Raw genomic sequence first — 16,825 nt, forward strand, 5'->3', positions numbered from 1 at the left:
CCCATGTTATAATAAACACAGTTTATGAACGAGAGGATATGCAGGACATGAAAAATGAACCTATTGAGTTACTGACACAGCCGAAATGGCGAATCATAGATCAATCGAGCCTCGGTCTTTATGTGGACCCGAAGCAATCCTTTGCGATGGATGATACGCTTTGTGCGTCGGTTGGGAAGGGTCTCTCACCAGCGACAGCGCGTTCTTGGGTACATCACAATACGATTGTGCTTGGGATTCAGGATACAAGACTTCCATTTCTGCAAGATGGCGTGAAACTGCTTGAGGAAGAGGGCTATCGCGTCATTGTACGCAATTCAGGCGGCCTTGCTGTGGTGCTGGATGAAGGTGTCTTGAATGTGTCATTAATCTTTGCAGAACAAAAGAAGGGCATTGATATTGACCGCGGGTATGATGCGATGGTGGAATTGGTCCGCCGGATGCTGTCTAAGTATGAGGTGGACATTGAAGCTTATGAGATTGTCGGCTCTTATTGTCCGGGCAGCTACGATCTAAGCATCAATGGAAAGAAATTTGCAGGCATTTCTCAGCGTAGATTACGCGGTGGAGTCGCTGTGCAAATTTATTTGTGTGCAGATGGAAGCGGGCGGGAACGTGCCGACTTGATCCGTCGTTTTTATAACGCCGCCTTAAAGGACAAACGACAAGAAGTGAAGGCAGTATTTCCTGATATACAGCCTGATACGATGGCGTCTTTATCAGAATTAATCGGTGAACCTATCGATTGTACGCTTCTTATGCGTCTTTTGCTAGAAGAGCTTCAAAAGCTCAGTGATCAGCTGACAGCGTCAGGACTGAACGCAGAAGAACAGCTGGAATTTGAGAAAAACATGACGCGGATGATTGAGCGGAATGAAAAGGTGTTTTCGTAAAAAGAAAGGAAGGGTTCTGGTGAAATCCAAAAACGGCGGTTACCTCTATTTACTATGGCTTCCTGTCATCATGGGAGCCGGCTACGGCATTTCGCTTTTGGTGCCGTTTCTTCAGCCTGTACTGACACTTGGCATCGCAGGTCTTTATCTTTTTATATTTGGTGATTTTCAGGTGAGACAAGTCAGGTATATTTTTATGTTCGTCTTTTTAATTAATGTCCTTTTTAGTGTGATGTTATTTTTGGGTATTTAAAAAGTGCTTCCCGCAGATGGGGAGCACTTTTGGTTATTCTGCCATTTTTTCGAGGTTGCCGTTCCGGTCCATTTTAAAGGTTGGAGCGGCAGTGTCGTCCTCTTCAAACAAAACTAGTTTTCTTGCACGGTTCATGATTTTGACAAGTGTTTCATAATCTTCTTGAATGGTGAGCTGATCCTTTTCAAGCTTTTTCACTTCCGCTTCTAGCTGTGTGACTTTATGTGAAAGTTCGTTGTTTTCTCGTTTTAACCGGCTGTTTTCCATGCGTAAGGCAGACGATTGCTGGCCATCGCCTTCATAGCGGCGCAAGAAATCAATGACATCTTCGATGGTTAAATCCTGTTGCTGCCTAAAAGGATTGGCTTCTGGCTTTTTCTCTACGACATGAGAAGCCTGTGACAATAAATGTGATAAACTAGCTAACTCTTCATTGTAGCTTTGATCCACAAACTGGAGCTGCTCGGCTGTTTCAGATGCTGGTGCAAACGTTTCTTCCTGCGCTGGTTCCAGCTCCTGTGAGAATTCCTCTTGCGTGACCGTTTCTTCTACTTGCGGCTGATAGAGTAATCGTTTCTTTGCAGGCTGGCCATTTCCGAGTGCGCGCATCCGTTGTTTTCGCTGTTTTTTGGCAAGAGCTAACGCTTTTTCATATTGATGCCTTACAACAGCATTCCATCTAAAACCGCATGCCGCTGAGGTACGGTTCAGCTTGTCTCCTACTTCTTCAAACGCATTCAGCTGTGTACTGCCCTCTCTGACGTGACGTAAGACGGTTTCTGCCAAGAGGAGATCATCTTCCTCTGACCAAGCATCTTGTCTTTGTTTTGACATGTTTAAACCCCCATATGATTTGATGGTATTAGATTAGCCAAGTTCAAGAAAGTTTATACAAGTTTGCTAAAAGGATAGTGGAAAATACTAGCTTTTATGTAAGCACGTATCGGCGGTTACAATGCGTCTTGCAAGTCCAGCCGCTTCGATGTACAATGTTGGGTGGTATATTATGACTCTTGGTTTTCCAACTGTTTCATATAGAATGAAGTTCATCATTGAAAGGAAGCGTAAGACCATGGCTAATGAGTTTCGCGTATGTGACGATTGTGATGCGACGAACCTAAAGACGTTGCTGCCTCGACTCAAATCGGTTGACCCTGATGCAAAAATTGAGATTGGCTGTCAATCCTATTGTGGTCCAGGACGAAAAAAGGCTTTTGCGTTTGTAAACAATCGCCCATTATCCGCACCAACAGAGGATGAGTTACTCGAAAAGGTTCAAAAAAAAGTCAAATAAATGTCACTGAATGTGTTCAGTCGACCTAAAAAGAGGTCCGTCCCTGTCAGGTCGGGCTTTTTACGTCCGTGCAATCTTTGAGAACACATTCACCAGCAAATTCAAGGATGTTTTCGGGGAAAGTTACCCGATATAATAGAAACACGTCTTAAAAAAAGAGGGACGAAACGATGGCGTATCCAAAAGGGAAATTATCTGAGGAAAAGGTATTTAAAGATCCTGTGCACCGTTATGTTCACGTACGGGACGCATTAATATGGGATTTAATAGGAACAAGAGAATTTCAGCGCCTGCGACGAATTAAACAGCTAGGAACCACTTACTTGACGTTTCATGGTGCAGAACACAGCCGTTTCAATCATTCACTCGGTGTATACGAGATTGTGAGACGGATTGTGGATGATGTATTCAAAGGTCGGCCGGAATGGGATGAGGGAGAACGCGAGCTTGTACTGAGTGCAGCCTTGCTTCATGACCTCGGACATGGTCCATTTTCTCATTCCTTTGAAAAGGTCTTCCACTTAGACCATGAATCGTTTACAAGAGATATTATTTTAGGGCAAACCGAAGTCAATGAAGTGCTTCGCCGGGTTAGTGATGATTTCCCGAAGCATGTGGCAGAAGTGATTGCCAAAACGTATCAAAACAAACAGGTGGTCAGTTTGATCTCAAGTCAAATTGATGCCGACCGTATGGACTATTTGCAGCGTGATGCCTACTATACAGGCGTCAGCTACGGCCATTTTGATATGGAACGTATTTTGCGCGTGATGCGTCCGAGAGAAGATCAGATTGTGATGAAGCAGAGCGGGATGCATGCGGTCGAGGATTATATTATGAGCCGCTATCAAATGTACTGGCAAGTTTATTTCCACCCAGTGACACGCAGTGCGGAAGTCATTTTAACGAAAATTCTCCATCGTGCAAAAGAGCTGCATGAAACGGGCTATATTTTCACACATGCCCCTGTTCATTTTTATTCGATCTTTGAGGGGAATGTCACCACAGAGGACTATATTAAGCTGGATGAATCCATTGTCTTATTTTATTTTCAGGCGTGGGAAGACGAAGAAGATCACGTGCTGGCTGATTTGTGCCGCCGTTTTATGAACCGCCGATTGTTCCAATATACAGAGTTTAATCCGAATGAAGAAATGACGAAATATTTCAAGCTGACCGCCTTGTTCAAGGAGGCAGGCATTGATCCTGACTATTATTTAGTCGTCGACTCTTCCTCTGACTTGCCCTACGACTTCTACAGACCAGGAGAGGAAGAAGAGAGACTGCCGATCCACCTTTTGACGCAAAGTGGTCATATTAAAGAGCTGTCGAGACAGTCAGATATTGTTGACGCCATTTCCGGTAAACGAAGAACCGATCATAAACTTTATTTCCCGATGGACTTAATTGTAGATATGTCGGAAAAAGCTGAAGAAAAGAAGGCGATCATGAAGCTGCTTGGATTGGGATAAGGAAGTACTGAAAAAGGAGATGTCGGGAATTTGTTGAAAGAGCATGCAAAGTTGATGAAGGTATTCTCTGAATCAGGGGAAATCGTTGGACGGAAGAAGCTGCAAAAGATGATTTACATAGCAAAAAAGCTAGATTTGCCTTTTTACGAGAAATACGATTTTCATTTTTATGGCCCCTATTCAGAGGAGTTGACGCTCAGAATTGAAGAGCTGTGCAACCTTGGATTCTTGGACGAAATGAAGGAAAAAAAGGGCGGATACTATCAATATCGCTATTCGCTGACGGACAATGGGAAAGAGTTTCTCGATCAGTGTGAAGTGGACATGCCTGACCTCAAAGTACTGACGCAGCAGATGAACGAGCAGTCGTCTCGTTTCCTAGAGCTCGTCTCCACAATTTTATACTTTGATGACCTGCCAGAAGATGAGGTAAAGGAAAAGGTCTTCACCATTAAAAGCAAGCAGCGCTATACGGACGAAGAATTTGAGGATGCGCTTGCTTATATTGATCAATTGAAGGAATTGAACTAGTTTCGCAAAAGCCCAGCATTTAGGGCTTTTTTTGTTTTGTAAGACCCAGACCAAAAGCGCTATTTTTCGATGAAATGTGTGCTGAAATATCCGAAAAATTAGTGAATATGACGTATTTCGACTTTTTTCTGTGTATCTAATTCCCTGTTTTTGACTGAATAGAAGGAAAATGGTGAATTTTCAGTGAATATATAACCTTGTAAAAATCAAAGGAGGGATAGGAATGAAAAAGCGTTCAGTCTTTTTGTCATTTTTATTGGTAGGTAGTTTGTTACCGGGAGTAAGTTCAGCTTCGGCACCAGTCGCGAGTGCTGGTCATGGGCATGATCATGGTCATGCGCCGTTCGAAACACATATTAGTGAGGGGTTGCCAAAGGCAAACGATTTTAAAGATTTGACGAAAGCACCTCCAATTGAACGAGATGTGAAAACAAAGGTATTAGATGAGTCTGGTAAGCAGGTAGGCTCTAGAACCTTTAAGGCGAATACAGGAGATTCTATTTCAACAAAGGCAAGTACAGGCAGTCAGAAAGTAACGGTCTATGCTGTAGCAGATGCGCAGTATCGTGCGAAATATAGTGACTGGCAGACGCGGATTGTCAGCATTATTGAGCAAGCGGACGTCACCTTTAACCGTGACCATGATGTAGACTTTGTCGTACAAGCAGTAGGATCTTGGACATCTTCTGGATCAAATGCAGAGCAAATCTTGTCAAACCTTCAGCGCAGCTTTGATGGCAGAGGATACGATTTTGTCACAGGATTTACAGCAAATCCAAACTTTGATGCGGGCGGAATCGCATATGTATACAATAGTGCACCGAGCGGAAGTGCATTTGCCGTCAACCTTGATCAAGGAACAGCGAATACAGCAAAAGCGGCTACGCATGAATACGGTCATAACTTTGGCTTACCGCATGACCCTCAAGGCAGCGGCATTGTCTGCTTAATGAATTATGATTATTCCTACACAGTCGATTTCTTTGATGCGGCTCATAAAAATCAAGTGAACCGTAACAAAGCGTGGTACAGATAAAATAAGAGACAAAAGGACAAACACCCTATGTGCTTGTCCTTTTTTTATGCTTACAGGTCGCTGATTCGTTTTCCTGCTACGGCATAGTGTTCTTTTTTCATTTCTTCAATAATGACAGAGACTTTTTCTGCACCTGCGCCTGTTGTTTCAACAACAGCATCAGTGACTTTCTCTACAAGAGCTCTTTTCTGCTCGTCTGTTCTTCCTTCTAGCATTTGAACGGTGACAATCGGCAATGCGAAAACCTCCTTTTTCCTTTTCGTGCTACGCTTCCCTTTAGTTTAAGGGACTTCTTATAGTATACTGAATGAAGTAAATCATTGTATAGAAAGAAAGAGGGATTCATGCCTTTGGACCAATTTCTTGTGTATCCATTAGAACTTATTCCATATGTCGCCATTACGCTTGTTGTTGCATTTACGATGCACGAGCTGGCGCATGCATATGTTGCGTATCGTTTCGGAGACCCGACAGCTAAGAACCAAGGGAGACTCACATTAAATCCACTGAAGCATCTTGATGTATTTGGGACGATTTTGATCTTTGTGGCTGGATTCGGCTGGGCGAGACCTGTGCCGGTCAATCGTTACCATTTTAAAAACCCGCGCTTAGCAGGAATCTGCGTCTCGATTGCTGGTCCTTTAAGTAATTTGGTGTTGGCGTTTCTAGGCTTTTTCGTGTACGTGCTTCTTCAGAAATTTGGTGGGGAGACGCTCATGCGCTTTGAGCCGGGAGTCGATTATTTCTTCCGAATCTTTATTAACTTAAACGTCATTTTGTTCCTATTTAACTTATTGCCACTTCCACCGCTGGATGGGTATCGTATTATTGAGGACGTCGTCAGCCCTCGTATCCGGGCGAAAATGACGCAATTCGAACAATATGGGATCATTATTTTTCTCATATTCGTGATCACGCCGCTAGGACAATTTATTTTTGGTCCATTGATCGGAATGCGGGATCAAATCATTCAATGGTTTGGACTTATTTTGAAGCCGCTGCTTTAGGAGGTTTAATGAATGGAAGGTAAAAAGAAGAAACCAATTGGTTTTAATATCATTAAAAAAACAGATGCAACCGACGGACACGGAGGCTTTGGAGCGGGTGCGCTCAGCCTAGATAACATTTCGCCAGTGATCATTGACGTAGAGGAAAAGGAAGCGGTCATTGATATTGGTGCAATGCATGCGAGAAGTGCCGTGGAAAAAGGGATTAAATTCTTGAAAAGCAAAGAAGAGGTACCGAACGGAAAGCCGTATTGGCTCGTATGGGTAACCATTGACCGCAGAGAAGAAGGCCCTTATTATGCGGGTGTGACGGCATGTGAAATGACCGTCGACCGTTCAATCCGCCGCGGGTATAAGTCGCTTCCAGAGCATGTGAATTTAATGGATAAATCAATGAAGCGAAAAATCGTCGTCAGTCATATGGATGACGTCTCGAAAAAGGTGCTGGCTGATTTCTTGAAGAGTCATAATGAAGCACTATGGGAAGCATCCACAGATGAATTAAAAGAAGGATTGTCTGTCTCTGAATAATTGTGAAATTTTTGTGAAGAATGGTGAATTGCTACCAATTCCAGCTGGTTTTTGAGTAAACTGGTGTTAAAGCTAGGACATGGAGAATCCCGAGATGCAGATCTCGGGGTTTTTCATGTCTTTTTTTAACGTTTCAGCCACTTTTCCCACCATTTCTTTGGTTTTTGATCTTGAACCGGATCTTGTTCAGAGGCTTTGTCCTCAGCACCGTAGCAGACACCTGTCGGCTCCGTTCCTTCTATAAAATAGGTGAATACCTTTGATTCACATCCTGGGCCTGCGAGATCGCCGGTTTTTGGATTGATATACACACCTTTTACACCGTCTGGCGGCATGAAGGAGGAGGCTGGCTGCTTCGAGAGGGCTGATTCCATAAAGGATGCCCATATCTTTTTTGCATAGGCTGTTTCTTCGACCGAGTCAATGGTGCGCCCTTTATCATAGCCCGTCCACACACCTGTGACGAGCTGGGGAGAGAAGCCGATCATCCAGCTGTCGGCTCCTGTCGTTCCCGATTTCCCTCCGTATGTTCGTGTGAGATCCTTCATAATGGTGCGGCCAGTGACACTCGTATAGCCGTTTAACTGATCATTGAACATTCCTGACATCATATCGGTGGTAATAAATGCTGCTTTTTCATCTAGGACTTGCTCTCGTTTTTGTTTTTCTTCATAAAGCACGTTGCCTTTTGCGTCCGTTACTTTCGTAATAAAGGTTGGTTTGACGCGTTTTCCGCCGTTGACCAGCATGGCGTAAGCATTGGTCATTTCAATTGGTTTGACAGGGGACGTGCCAAGGGCAAGTGATGGCACTTGATCTAGTTTTTCGTTGATTCCAAATGTTTTGCCAGCACGTACAAGCTGCTCCATTCCTAAAAATAGATGGGTTTTCACGGCATAAATATTATCAGACAGCGCCAAGGCCTGAAGCATGGTAATGCCATCATTGGCGTAATAGCCATGATAATTGCTTGGTGAATAAGCAGCACCGCTTCCTTGATCATCGAGCTCAAAAACCGTTTCTTCACTGCGCATGACGGTTGCTGGTGTAAACCCATTTTGCAAGGCAATGTAATAGAGAAGAGGTTTCATTGTTGAACCGGGCTGTCTTTTCGCTTGTGTCACTCGGTTGAATGGACTTTTCTCATAATCTCTTCCCCCTATGAGGGCGAGTACATGACCTGTTTGGGGATGAATAGCAGTAAAACCGATTTGGATGTCTGATTTCGAATACATCGTGTTTTTTAACGTCTTCTCTGCGATTTTCTGTAACTCTGGATTTAAAGTCGTTTGGATATGAAGGCCATAGGTTTCGATCTGCTCCTCAGTTAACCCCAAGCTTTGTTTCAACTCACGAATTACATCATCATAAAAATACGGGGCTTGCTTTGCTTGCAGCTGCTTCTTCTGCAAAGGGCGATAGGACAGTTTTTCTTTCGCGGCTTCAGCGGCTGCCTTTTTCGTAATCATGCCGTCCTCTTGCATGTGCCTCAAAATCATATTCTTTCTTGCGCCGGCTTTCTCTTCATTCACATAAGGGGAGTAGAGAGAAGGGCCCTTTGGGATACCGGCAAGTAAGGCAGATTCAGCGAGGGTCAAATTCTTCGCTTTTTTCCCGAAATACAGCCGGGACGCCGCTTCTACGCCATACGCTCCGTGACCATAATAAATGGTGTTCAAGTATCCTTCTAAAATCTCATCTTTTGTATAGTTTTGCTCTAAGCGGATCGTGTAAAAGGCTTCATTCCACTTCCGCTTCCACGTTTTATCATGATCTAAATACAGGTTTCGTGCATATTGCTGGGTGATCGTGCTGGCTCCTTGTACCTTAGCCATGGCACGAATATCAGCCACTGCAGCACCCGCCATCCGTTTCACATCAAAGCCATGATGCTCATAAAAGGTTTTATCCTCTACAGCTACAGCTGCCTGCCTGATATGAGGGGACATGTCCTTTAATGGCACCCAATATCTCTTTTCTCCAAAGCTGGATTCTCCAAGCTTTGAACCATCGGCTGCATAAATGGTCGTGGATTGGGGAACTTGAACAGAAGGGGCACCTTGCCATTTGGCAAGTAAAAGAATCGTCAAAAAGACAGTGCCTGCAAATAGAAAAGCGAGCAAGCCGATAAAAAAACAGGCTCGAATCGTTTTCACGGTCATGCGGATTTTTTTATTACTCATGATTGTGTCCATGCAAAGCCCCCATTTTGACGGTTTTTTATCAGTATGGAACAAAGAAAACCGTTTTAAACAAATGATTGCAAGAGCGTGCATTAAAATTGAAGAGAACTCATGCGGTTCTTTACAATTTGATATGAATCCACTATACTTTTTTCTTGGACAATCGATATAGTCATAGCCGATAAAGGCGCTAACAATAGATGTTTGTTTATTATTGGATGAGAGGAAGATGGACAATGAGCGAACTTTGGTATACAGAGAAGCAAACGAAGAATTTTGGTATTACATTGAAGGTGAACAAAACCCTTCACACAGAACAAACAGATTTTCAGCATTTAGAAATGGTGGAAACAGAAGAGTTTGGCAATATGCTGTTTTTAGACGGTATGGTGATGACATCTGAGAAAGATGAGTTTGTATACCACGAAATGGTGGCACATGTTCCTCTTTTCACTCATCCAAACCCGGAAAATGTTCTTGTCGTAGGCGGAGGAGACGGCGGTGTCATTCGTGAAATCCTGAAGCATCCAAGTGTGAAAAAAGCGACACTTGTTGATATTGATGGCAAAGTCATCGAATACTCGAAGAAATTCCTTCCTTCTATTGCTGGGAAACTAGACGATCCTCGTGTAGATGTTAAAGTCGGAGACGGCTTTATGCACATTGCTGAAGCTGACAATGAGTATGATGTCATCATGGTGGACTCAACTGAACCAGTTGGACCAGCTGTGAACCTGTTCTCTAAAGGATTTTACGCAGGAATTTCAAAAGCACTCAAAGAAGACGGTATTTTCGTGGCACAAACGGACAACCCTTGGTTCACACCTGAGCTAATTACAAATGTACAGCGCGATGTGAAAGAGATTTTCCCAATCACGAAGCTTTACACAGCGAATATTCCAACGTATCCAAGTGGTCTTTGGACATTTACCATCGGTTCAAAAAAATATGATCCACTTGCTGTAGAAGACAGCCGTTTCTTTGATATTGAGACTAAATATTACACAAAAGAATTGCACAAAGCGGCATTCGTTCTGCCGAAATTTGTGAGTGACTTAATCAAATAAATCAAGCGAAGTGGAAATGCGCAAATGACAGTTTGCGCATTTTTTGAAGCGTAAAAGGAGGAATCTTGCATGAGATTCGACGAGGCTTATTCAGGAAAAGTGTTTATTGGAAGTCATCCGACATGGGAAGATGCAAAAGTCATTTTATACGGCATGCCGATGGACTGGACCGTCAGTTACCGCCCAGGCTCACGTTTCGGTCCGAACCGCATTCGTGAAGTATCGATCGGTTTAGAGGAGTACAGCCCTTATTTAGATCGTGAGCTTCACGAGGTGCCATTCTTTGATGCCGGTGACATTCCACTTCCTTTTGGAAATGCACAGAAAAGCTTAGACTTAATTGAAGAGTATGTCGACAGCATTTTAGAAAAAGGGAAGTTTCCATTAGGAATGGGCGGTGAGCATCTTGTGTCTTGGCCGGTTTTCCGTGCGATGCATAAGAAATACCCTGATTTGGCGATTATTCATATGGACGCACATACGGATCTTCGTGAGGAATATGAGGGTGAGCCGCTGTCTCATTCAACACCGATTCGTAAAGTAGCAGGACTTATTGGACCTGAGAATGTGTTCTCTTTCGGGATTCGTTCTGGGATGAAGGAAGAATTTGAATGGGCAAAAGAAGCGGGCATGCACATTTCTAAATTTGAAGTGCTGGAGCCATTGAAGCAAGTATTGCCAAAGCTGAAGGGGCGTCCAGTTTATGTGACGATCGACATTGATGTATTAGACCCGGCTCATGCACCTGGTACAGGCACGGTGGATGCTGGCGGTATTACATCAAAAGAGCTGCTTGCATCTATTCATGCGATTGCAGGTTCTGATGTCCAAGTAGTCGGTGCAGACCTTGTTGAGGTAGCACCTGTATATGATCATTCTGACCAAACAGCGAATACAGCGAGCAAGCTTTTACGCGAAATGCTGCTTGGATTTGTGAAATAACACCTTGATAGAGGAGCTTGTCATCTCATGTGGACAAGCTCTTTTTTTACATGGAAAAGGAGGCAGTTCATGTTTTCTTCTATATTGATGGTGCTTCTCGCTTTATGTGTGTTAGCGGCAGGCATTCTCACGCTGAAACGAGAGCTCAAAGCTGAGCCGCCCGTTTTTGCTTCGAAAAAAGAAGCAAAGGAAGAGATGTTGGGGCTGTTTCAGGATCGAGGCTTTTTCTATCTGACGGCCATTGCGTTATTCATGCAGGTGGTATGTAAGCAGACGCAAATCGTGCCATTTGATTTTTTTTAGGTATTTTTGGCAAGTTCAGGCGTACAAGCTCTTTTTTATTTAATCAACAGAAAAGACTTGGGCGTAAAGGCTGGATTGGTGGTATTAGTGAGTGTCCTGTTTCTTTTTTTCTAAAGGGATGGCGGAAGATCAAAAACGAAGTTTAATCGCCGTGAAGAAGAGAAATGATGGTATGATAGGCGATCATGAATATGGTATACTATTTTAGTTAAACGGGTCTTAGCAAAGGAAGTGCAAAATGACACAAAACCAAATTTCAATTCATGTCAAGTCAGTGATGAAACCAGAGACGGAGCCGGCTGAAACGACCGAATTCCGCACGACTGGAACGTATCAAGAGAAGGATGACAAAACGTATCTCACTTACCATGAAGAACATGAAATGGGTCAAGTAAAAACCGTTGTGAAAATGAGTGAAAAAGAAATTTTTGTCATGAGATCAGGGGCCATTCAAATGAAGCAGCGCTTTCTCATCGGAGAAACGACCGTCACACATTACACGATGCCATTCGGTACACTACAGCTTGATGTACACACACATGGCATTGATCTCGATGTGGACAAGGGACTGCTGCACATTACGTACGATATGCTGACAGGGGAAGATCAAAAGCATTTACATACATTATCGATTTCGTATAAGGAGGATTTACGTTCATGAATATCGCAGAACAGGTCAAAGATGCGTTAAAAGAAGAAATCATTGCGGCAGTCGTCAAAGCAGGACTTGCTGATGAAAGCCAGGTACCAGATGTCCTTTTAGAAGTGCCGAAAGACAAAACTCATGGTGATTACTCCACCAACATGGCGATGCAGCTTGCCCGCATTGCGAAAAAAGCACCTCGCCAAATCGCAGAGGACATTGTCAAAGCGTTTGATAAAGGGAAAGCTTCTATTGAAAAACTGGATATCGCAGGTCCAGGATTCATTAACTTTTATATGAACAATCAGTATTTAACAAAGCTCATCCCAGCTGTCCTTGAAGCAAAAGAGGCATATGGCGAAACGAATACAGGCGGCGGCCAAAAGGTGCAAGTCGAATTCGTCTCAGCCAACCCAACAGGTGACCTTCACCTTGGACATGCCCGCGGAGCAGCTGTAGGTGATTCCCTTTGCAACATCCTTGATAAAGCAGGGTTCGATGTGAGCCGTGAATACTATATCAACGATGCAGGGAATCAAATCAATAACCTCGCTTTATCTGTAGAAGTACGTTACTTTGAGGCACTCGGTCTTGAGAAAGATATGCCTGAAGACGGCTACAGAGGAGAAGACATCAAAGGCATCGGGCAAAAGCTTGCGGATGAATTTGGTGACCGTTTCGTGCATGAGCCAGAAGAAGAGCGGATGAAGTTCTTCCGTGAATACGGATTAAAATACGAATTAGAGAAATTGCGTGTAGACCTTGAGAATTTCCGTGTCCCATTTGATGTATGGTATTCAGAAACCTCTTTATATGAAAACGGAAAAATCGAACCAGCGCTGGAAACCCTTCGCGCTAAAGGCTATGTCTTTGAAGAAGACGGTGCAACGTGGCTACGTTCAACTGATTTTGGCGATGACAAGGACCGCGTGCTGATTAAAAAAGACGGCAGCTTCACTTACTTGCTTCCAGACATCGCATATCATAAAGACAAACTAGACAGAGGCTTTGATCAGCTCATTAACATTTGGGGAGCGGACCATCACGGCTATATCCCCCGAATGAAAGCGGCGATTCAAGCACTTGGATATCCAGCTGGCAAGCTCGAAGTAGAAATCATTCAGCTCGTTCACCTTTACAAAAACGGTGAAAAGATGAAAATGAGTAAGCGTACAGGAAAAGCTGTCACCATGCGTGACCTGATTGAAGAAGTAGGCTTAGATGCCACTCGTTATTTCTTTGCGATGAGAAGTGCGGCGACACACATGGACTTTGACCTAGACTTAGCCATCTCTACGTCTAACGAAAACCCTGTGTACTACGCACAATATGCACATGCGAGAATTTGCAGCATGCTGCGTCAAGGTGAAGAAAAAGGCTACGAGCCGAACCTTGAAAAAGCAGATTTCTCTCACATTCAATCGGAAAAAGAATACGATCTTCTCAAAATCATTGGCAGCTTCCCAGAAGTTGTAGCAGAAGCAGCTGAAAAGCGCATTCCGCACCGCGTGACGAACTATATTTATGACCTTGCATCAGCCCTTCACAGCTTCTACAATGCCGAGAAGGTCATTGATGTAGAAAACGAAACAAAAACAACAGCACGTCTTTCACTTATGAAAGCTACACAAATTACGCTTGCTAATGCATTAAAACTAATTGGTGTATCGGCACCGGAAAAGATGTAATACAAAAAAGCCCCGCTCTACTATAGGAGTGGGGCTTTTTGATGTGAAAACACCCGCTATCTTCTAAGGACAGCAGGTGTTGAACATTACCCAAGCGTATTAATAATGTTAGAAATAGAATCAAATAATTGGCTAAGTACATCAGAAAACATGTTGTTGCCTCCTCTCTTTTCTTTTTACATCTACTTAACGAAGGGGGAAAAGGGTTGGATCACTTTTTTCTAAAAAAATTTTATAAAAGATCGTGGCATAGAAAAAAGCACCGTTTATTTGGGTGCTTTTTTGGCTCTGTTTTATGATAGAATGCGCAGCTGCACGGCTCCATCTTTACACGCTAGCTTCACGTCTCCGCCAATCGGTAAGGTGAAGACCGGCTGCGTATGTCCGATATCGACATCGTAGATCACTGGGATGTGTTTGAGCATTGGATGTTTATCTAAAATGAACCTCAAATGTTCCTCTGTCATCTCGGATTTCTTTTGGAAGCGTCCGATGATCAACCCTTTGATTGATTCTGCATGCTGCATGAGGGAGGTGAGGTCTCTGGCGAACATTTCAGGGAAGACCAACTCATCATCCTCTACAAATAAGATGGCATCCTTGATTTGAGGCATAAACGATGTCCCTTGCAGTAAGTTCAGTGTACAAAGGTTTCCGCCAAACAAGGTGCCTTCAGCTGTTCCTTCCTGATACATTTTCCATTTCGTCGGATGAAACTGCCTGTTCGCTTGATCGAGATACCACGCGTCATCACTCCATTTTGTCGAAGGGATCACATCAAATGGCTCACCGCCGTTCATCAAGCAGGCCTGAAACATAGCGGACTGCTCCTCTTGCCCCTGCTCCATTTGGAAGCTGGAGAAATGGGGTCCAGAGTATGTCACCATATCACATTTGGCGGTAATGGCGCTTGCGAGTGCGGTGATATCACTGTAGCCGCAAAGAACTTTAGGATGCTGACGAATCAAGTCGTAATCAATGTAAGGCAAGAGTTCATTGCAATTGAAGCCTCCGATGGCTGTCAAAATACCGTCGACTTCATCATCTGTGAACGCCTCATGCAGATCAGACAAGCGGTGTTCAATGGATAACGAGGAATGAAGATCACATTCAAACGCGTGTTTTCCAAAAGAGACAGTGAAACCTAAGGTCTCTAAACGTTTTTTTGATTGAGAGATTCCATCTTCTGATAAAATGCTGGCACTTCGGCTTGGAGCAATGACACGAATATGATCGCCCTTTTTTAAAGGAGAGGGTGTATGCATAAACAAATCTTCCTTTCCATCACATATTTCTCCATTATATCGGATCAAATGGTCCAAGTCTGTAAAAGCTAGGAGAAAGTCATAGGCCGTGCGTTTCATACAAGCTGTGCAAAGGGTATGGAAGAGAAAAAGACAGAAACGAATGAGGGCGGAGAATGTGAAAAAGAGGAGACTGGAATTTTTATTTTTATATTTTATGATATTCGGGGCATATGTGGTGTATTGGTGGCCGGTGCCAGCGTGGAGCATTCAGCTGTACGCGGCAGTTTATATCGCCATTATTTTATTTAGTATCATCTCACTCATGCTAGAGAACCGTACATCACAGCACACGTTGTTATGGATGTATGTGCTGATCTTTTTCCCGATCATTGGCTATATGTTTTATTTGTTCTCAGGACAGCTCTATGTGAAAGGTCATTTATTCAAATCAAAGAGAATGTACAACCGTGAAAAGTTACGCAGAATATCTGAGCTTGAGAGCAAGCCGGATGAATCGCGTCTAACCGAAAATCAGCGAACTTTTTTTCATTACACAGAAAAAGCAACAGGCATGCATGTGAACACAAATAGTGATATGGACATTTTAAAGAATGGGGAGGAGACTTTTCCCCGTATTTTTGAAGAATTAAAAAAGGCAAAATCGTTCATCCATATAGAATACTACATGTTCAAATCAGATTTCCTCGGGCACCGGATGATGGAGATTCTGATAGAAAAAGTGAAAGAAGGGGTAGAGGTTCGCTTCATCTATGATGCGGCTGGCAGCATTCGCTTCTCCCGAAAAGATATTAAACGCTTGAAGCAGGAAGGAGTAAAGGTCGCTCCTTTTCTGCCTTTAAAATATGGTTTTTTTAATCAAAAATTCAATTTCCGAAATCACCGCAAAATCGTGATAATTGATGGGAAGACAGGGTTTGTCGGTGGGTTAAATGTCGGAAAAGAATATGTCGGACGTGATGAAAATATCGGTTTTTGGCGTGATACGCATACCATGTTAAAGGGTGAGGCTGTTCAAACCCTTCACTCTGTTTTTATGCTCGACTGGGAGTATGTATCAGATGAAGTATTAATTGATGATCCGAAGTATCATACGCCGCACTCTGTGACGGGAGAGGATGTCATTCAGGTTGTACCGACTGGACCCGATATGAAAGAAAGTATGAGTGATTTATATGATGCACTCATCTCAAATGCGAAACAATTTGTCTGGATTGCAACACCTTATTTTGTCCCAAATGAATCCCTTCGTACAGCATTAAAAATTGCTGCTACAAGAGGGGTGGATGTCCGGGTGATGGTTCCGGAGATCAATGACGGCTTTCTCACACAATACGCCACACGATCCTATTTTTCTGAGCTTCTAAAAGAAGGTATCAAGGTGTATCACTATCAAAAGGGCTTCATGCATCAAAAAGTGATGATCGCAGATGGAGAACTTGCCTCTGTCGGCACCGCAAATGTGGATATGAGAAGCTTTCAGCTCAATTTTGAGGTCAATGTCTTTACAGCCGCGAAAAAGCCAATTGAGCAACTGATGGCCCACTATGAGGAAGATATGAAAGAATGTGAGCAAATGGGACCTGTTCATTTTTATAAAAGAGGGTTAAAAGAGCGATTGAAGGAATCATTTGCCCGGTTGTTTTCTGGCGTGTTATGAGGATTTCAAGTCAAAGAAATCATTTCCTGATCTAGTATTTCAAAGAGGATTCCTCTA

General features: G+C 43.4%; 18 protein-coding genes. 14 read left to right on the plus strand and 4 right to left on the minus strand.

The genetic code is table 11. The features are described from left to right. Window positions 1-47: 47 nt before the first annotated feature. Window positions 48-893 (plus strand): octanoyl-[GcvH]:protein N-octanoyltransferase, encoded by an 846-nt coding sequence (gene lipL, locus C6Y03_RS05260; RefSeq protein ID WP_066031595.1) that lies wholly within the window; start codon window positions 48-50, stop codon window positions 891-893. Window positions 894-912: 19 nt separating this feature from the next. Next, window positions 913-1,146 (plus strand): DUF5970 family protein, encoded by a 234-nt coding sequence (locus C6Y03_RS05265; protein ID WP_034660341.1) that lies wholly within the window; start codon window positions 913-915, stop codon window positions 1,144-1,146. A 33-nt stretch (window positions 1,147-1,179) separates the two neighbouring features. Here the strand turns inward: C6Y03_RS05265 and C6Y03_RS05270 are convergent, their stop codons facing one another. Next, on the minus strand, window positions 1,180-1,980 hold the full coding sequence (locus C6Y03_RS05270) for an RsfA family transcriptional regulator (protein ID WP_034660339.1): 801 nt from the start codon (window positions 1,978-1,980) through the stop codon (window positions 1,180-1,182). Window positions 1,981-2,218: 238 nt separating this feature from the next. Between C6Y03_RS05270 and C6Y03_RS05275 the strand changes: the two genes are divergently transcribed. The 4 genes from C6Y03_RS05275 (at window position 2,219) to C6Y03_RS05290 (ending at window position 5,479) form a co-directional block, all read left to right on the plus strand. Beyond that, complete coding sequence (locus C6Y03_RS05275; protein WP_003215259.1) at window positions 2,219-2,440, plus strand: YuzB family protein; 222 nt, start codon at window positions 2,219-2,221, stop codon at window positions 2,438-2,440. A 170-nt stretch (window positions 2,441-2,610) separates the two neighbouring features. Continuing rightward, entirely contained in the window at window positions 2,611-3,912 is a 1,302-nt protein-coding gene (locus tag C6Y03_RS05280) for an HD domain-containing protein (RefSeq protein WP_007497716.1), read from the plus strand. Between the two features lie 30 nt (window positions 3,913-3,942). Continuing rightward, complete coding sequence (locus tag C6Y03_RS05285) at window positions 3,943-4,443, plus strand: YwgA family protein (RefSeq protein ID WP_012011603.1); 501 nt, start codon at window positions 3,943-3,945, stop codon at window positions 4,441-4,443. Between the two features lie 223 nt (window positions 4,444-4,666). After that, complete coding sequence (locus tag C6Y03_RS05290) at window positions 4,667-5,479, plus strand: zinc-dependent metalloprotease (RefSeq protein ID WP_060597512.1); 813 nt, start codon at window positions 4,667-4,669, stop codon at window positions 5,477-5,479. A gap of 50 nt (window positions 5,480-5,529) precedes the next feature. Here C6Y03_RS05290 and C6Y03_RS05295 read toward each other — a convergent pair whose 3' ends face one another. After that, complete coding sequence (locus C6Y03_RS05295) at window positions 5,530-5,715, minus strand: 2-hydroxymuconate tautomerase (RefSeq protein WP_012011601.1); 186 nt, start codon at window positions 5,713-5,715, stop codon at window positions 5,530-5,532. A gap of 114 nt (window positions 5,716-5,829) precedes the next feature. On the opposite strand from C6Y03_RS05295, the gene C6Y03_RS05300 reads away from it, so the two are divergent. Together C6Y03_RS05300 and C6Y03_RS05305 are read left to right on the plus strand one after the other, a co-directional pair. Further along, the gene (locus C6Y03_RS05300) at window positions 5,830-6,486 is read left to right on the plus strand and encodes a site-2 protease family protein (protein WP_189318230.1); all 657 of its coding nucleotides are present in this window, start codon (window positions 5,830-5,832) and stop codon (window positions 6,484-6,486) included. A 12-nt stretch (window positions 6,487-6,498) separates the two neighbouring features. Next, on the plus strand, window positions 6,499-7,017 hold the full coding sequence (locus tag C6Y03_RS05305) for a YwhD family protein (RefSeq protein ID WP_060597510.1): 519 nt from the start codon (window positions 6,499-6,501) through the stop codon (window positions 7,015-7,017). Window positions 7,018-7,142: 125 nt separating this feature from the next. Here the strand turns inward: C6Y03_RS05305 and C6Y03_RS05310 are convergent, their stop codons facing one another. Further along, entirely contained in the window at window positions 7,143-9,212 is a 2,070-nt protein-coding gene (locus tag C6Y03_RS05310) for a transglycosylase domain-containing protein (RefSeq protein WP_106038963.1), read from the minus strand. Between the two features lie 224 nt (window positions 9,213-9,436). Here C6Y03_RS05310 and speE point away from each other — a divergent pair, with 224 nt between their 5' ends. The 5 genes from speE to argS all read left to right on the plus strand — a co-directional run bounded on the left by speE (window position 9,437) and on the right by argS (window position 13,843). Next, a complete protein-coding gene (gene speE, locus C6Y03_RS05315; protein WP_012011597.1) occupies window positions 9,437-10,267 on the plus strand; it encodes a spermidine synthase in 831 nt (276 codons plus the stop codon). 69 nt (window positions 10,268-10,336) lie between these two features. Then, window positions 10,337-11,209 (plus strand): agmatinase, encoded by an 873-nt coding sequence (gene speB / locus C6Y03_RS05320; protein WP_088003052.1) that lies wholly within the window; start codon window positions 10,337-10,339, stop codon window positions 11,207-11,209. Window positions 11,210-11,278: 69 nt separating this feature from the next. After that, window positions 11,279-11,512: a hypothetical protein gene (locus C6Y03_RS05325; RefSeq protein WP_223256474.1), complete on the plus strand. Its 234-nt coding sequence runs from the start codon at window positions 11,279-11,281 to the stop codon at window positions 11,510-11,512. A 238-nt stretch (window positions 11,513-11,750) separates the two neighbouring features. Continuing rightward, entirely contained in the window at window positions 11,751-12,173 is a 423-nt protein-coding gene (locus tag C6Y03_RS05330) for a YwiB family protein (RefSeq protein WP_106030620.1), read from the plus strand. Beyond that, window positions 12,170-13,843, plus strand: a complete 1,674-nt coding sequence (argS, locus tag C6Y03_RS05335; RefSeq protein ID WP_106038964.1) for an arginine--tRNA ligase — start codon at window positions 12,170-12,172, stop codon at window positions 13,841-13,843. Before C6Y03_RS05330 ends, argS begins: the two co-directional genes overlap by 4 nt. Before the next feature lie 293 nt (window positions 13,844-14,136). Here argS and C6Y03_RS05340 read toward each other — a convergent pair whose 3' ends face one another. Next, window positions 14,137-15,108 (minus strand): S66 family peptidase, encoded by a 972-nt coding sequence (locus tag C6Y03_RS05340; RefSeq protein WP_106038965.1) that lies wholly within the window; start codon window positions 15,106-15,108, stop codon window positions 14,137-14,139. A 157-nt stretch (window positions 15,109-15,265) separates the two neighbouring features. On the opposite strand from C6Y03_RS05340, the gene cls reads away from it, so the two are divergent. Beyond that, window positions 15,266-16,768 (plus strand): cardiolipin synthase, encoded by a 1,503-nt coding sequence (gene cls, locus C6Y03_RS05345; RefSeq protein WP_060597739.1) that lies wholly within the window; start codon window positions 15,266-15,268, stop codon window positions 16,766-16,768. Window positions 16,769-16,825 lie beyond the last annotated feature (57 nt).

The sequence above is a fragment of the Bacillus sp. LNXM65 genome (assembly GCF_002998575.1).
In the GTDB taxonomy this organism is placed as follows: Bacteria; Bacillota; Bacilli; order Bacillales; family Bacillaceae; genus Bacillus.

What these genes read in the sequence shown, in the direction of transcription:
- C6Y03_RS05330 (WP_106030620.1), top strand. Translation starts at nt 11,751, where the DNA reads ATGACACAAAACCAAATTTCAATTCATGTCAAGTCAGTGATGAAACCA.
- C6Y03_RS05275 (WP_003215259.1), top strand. Translation starts at nt 2,219, where the DNA reads ATGGCTAATGAGTTTCGCGTATGTGACGATTGTGATGCGACGAACCTA.
- C6Y03_RS05270 (WP_034660339.1), bottom strand. Translation starts at nt 1,980, where the DNA reads ATGTCAAAACAAAGACAAGATGCTTGGTCAGAGGAAGATGATCTCCTC.
- C6Y03_RS05305 (WP_060597510.1), top strand. Translation starts at nt 6,499, where the DNA reads ATGGAAGGTAAAAAGAAGAAACCAATTGGTTTTAATATCATTAAAAAA.
- C6Y03_RS05290 (WP_060597512.1), top strand. Translation starts at nt 4,667, where the DNA reads ATGAAAAAGCGTTCAGTCTTTTTGTCATTTTTATTGGTAGGTAGTTTG.
- C6Y03_RS05325 (WP_223256474.1), top strand. Translation starts at nt 11,279, where the DNA reads ATGTTTTCTTCTATATTGATGGTGCTTCTCGCTTTATGTGTGTTAGCG.
- C6Y03_RS05340 (WP_106038965.1), bottom strand. Translation starts at nt 15,108, where the DNA reads ATGCATACACCCTCTCCTTTAAAAAAGGGCGATCATATTCGTGTCATT.
- C6Y03_RS05280 (WP_007497716.1), top strand. Translation starts at nt 2,611, where the DNA reads ATGGCGTATCCAAAAGGGAAATTATCTGAGGAAAAGGTATTTAAAGAT.
- speE (WP_012011597.1), top strand. Translation starts at nt 9,437, where the DNA reads ATGAGCGAACTTTGGTATACAGAGAAGCAAACGAAGAATTTTGGTATT.
- lipL (WP_066031595.1), top strand. Translation starts at nt 48, where the DNA reads ATGAAAAATGAACCTATTGAGTTACTGACACAGCCGAAATGGCGAATC.
- speB (WP_088003052.1), top strand. Translation starts at nt 10,337, where the DNA reads ATGAGATTCGACGAGGCTTATTCAGGAAAAGTGTTTATTGGAAGTCAT.
- C6Y03_RS05310 (WP_106038963.1), bottom strand. Translation starts at nt 9,212, where the DNA reads ATGGACACAATCATGAGTAATAAAAAAATCCGCATGACCGTGAAAACG.
- argS (WP_106038964.1), top strand. Translation starts at nt 12,170, where the DNA reads ATGAATATCGCAGAACAGGTCAAAGATGCGTTAAAAGAAGAAATCATT.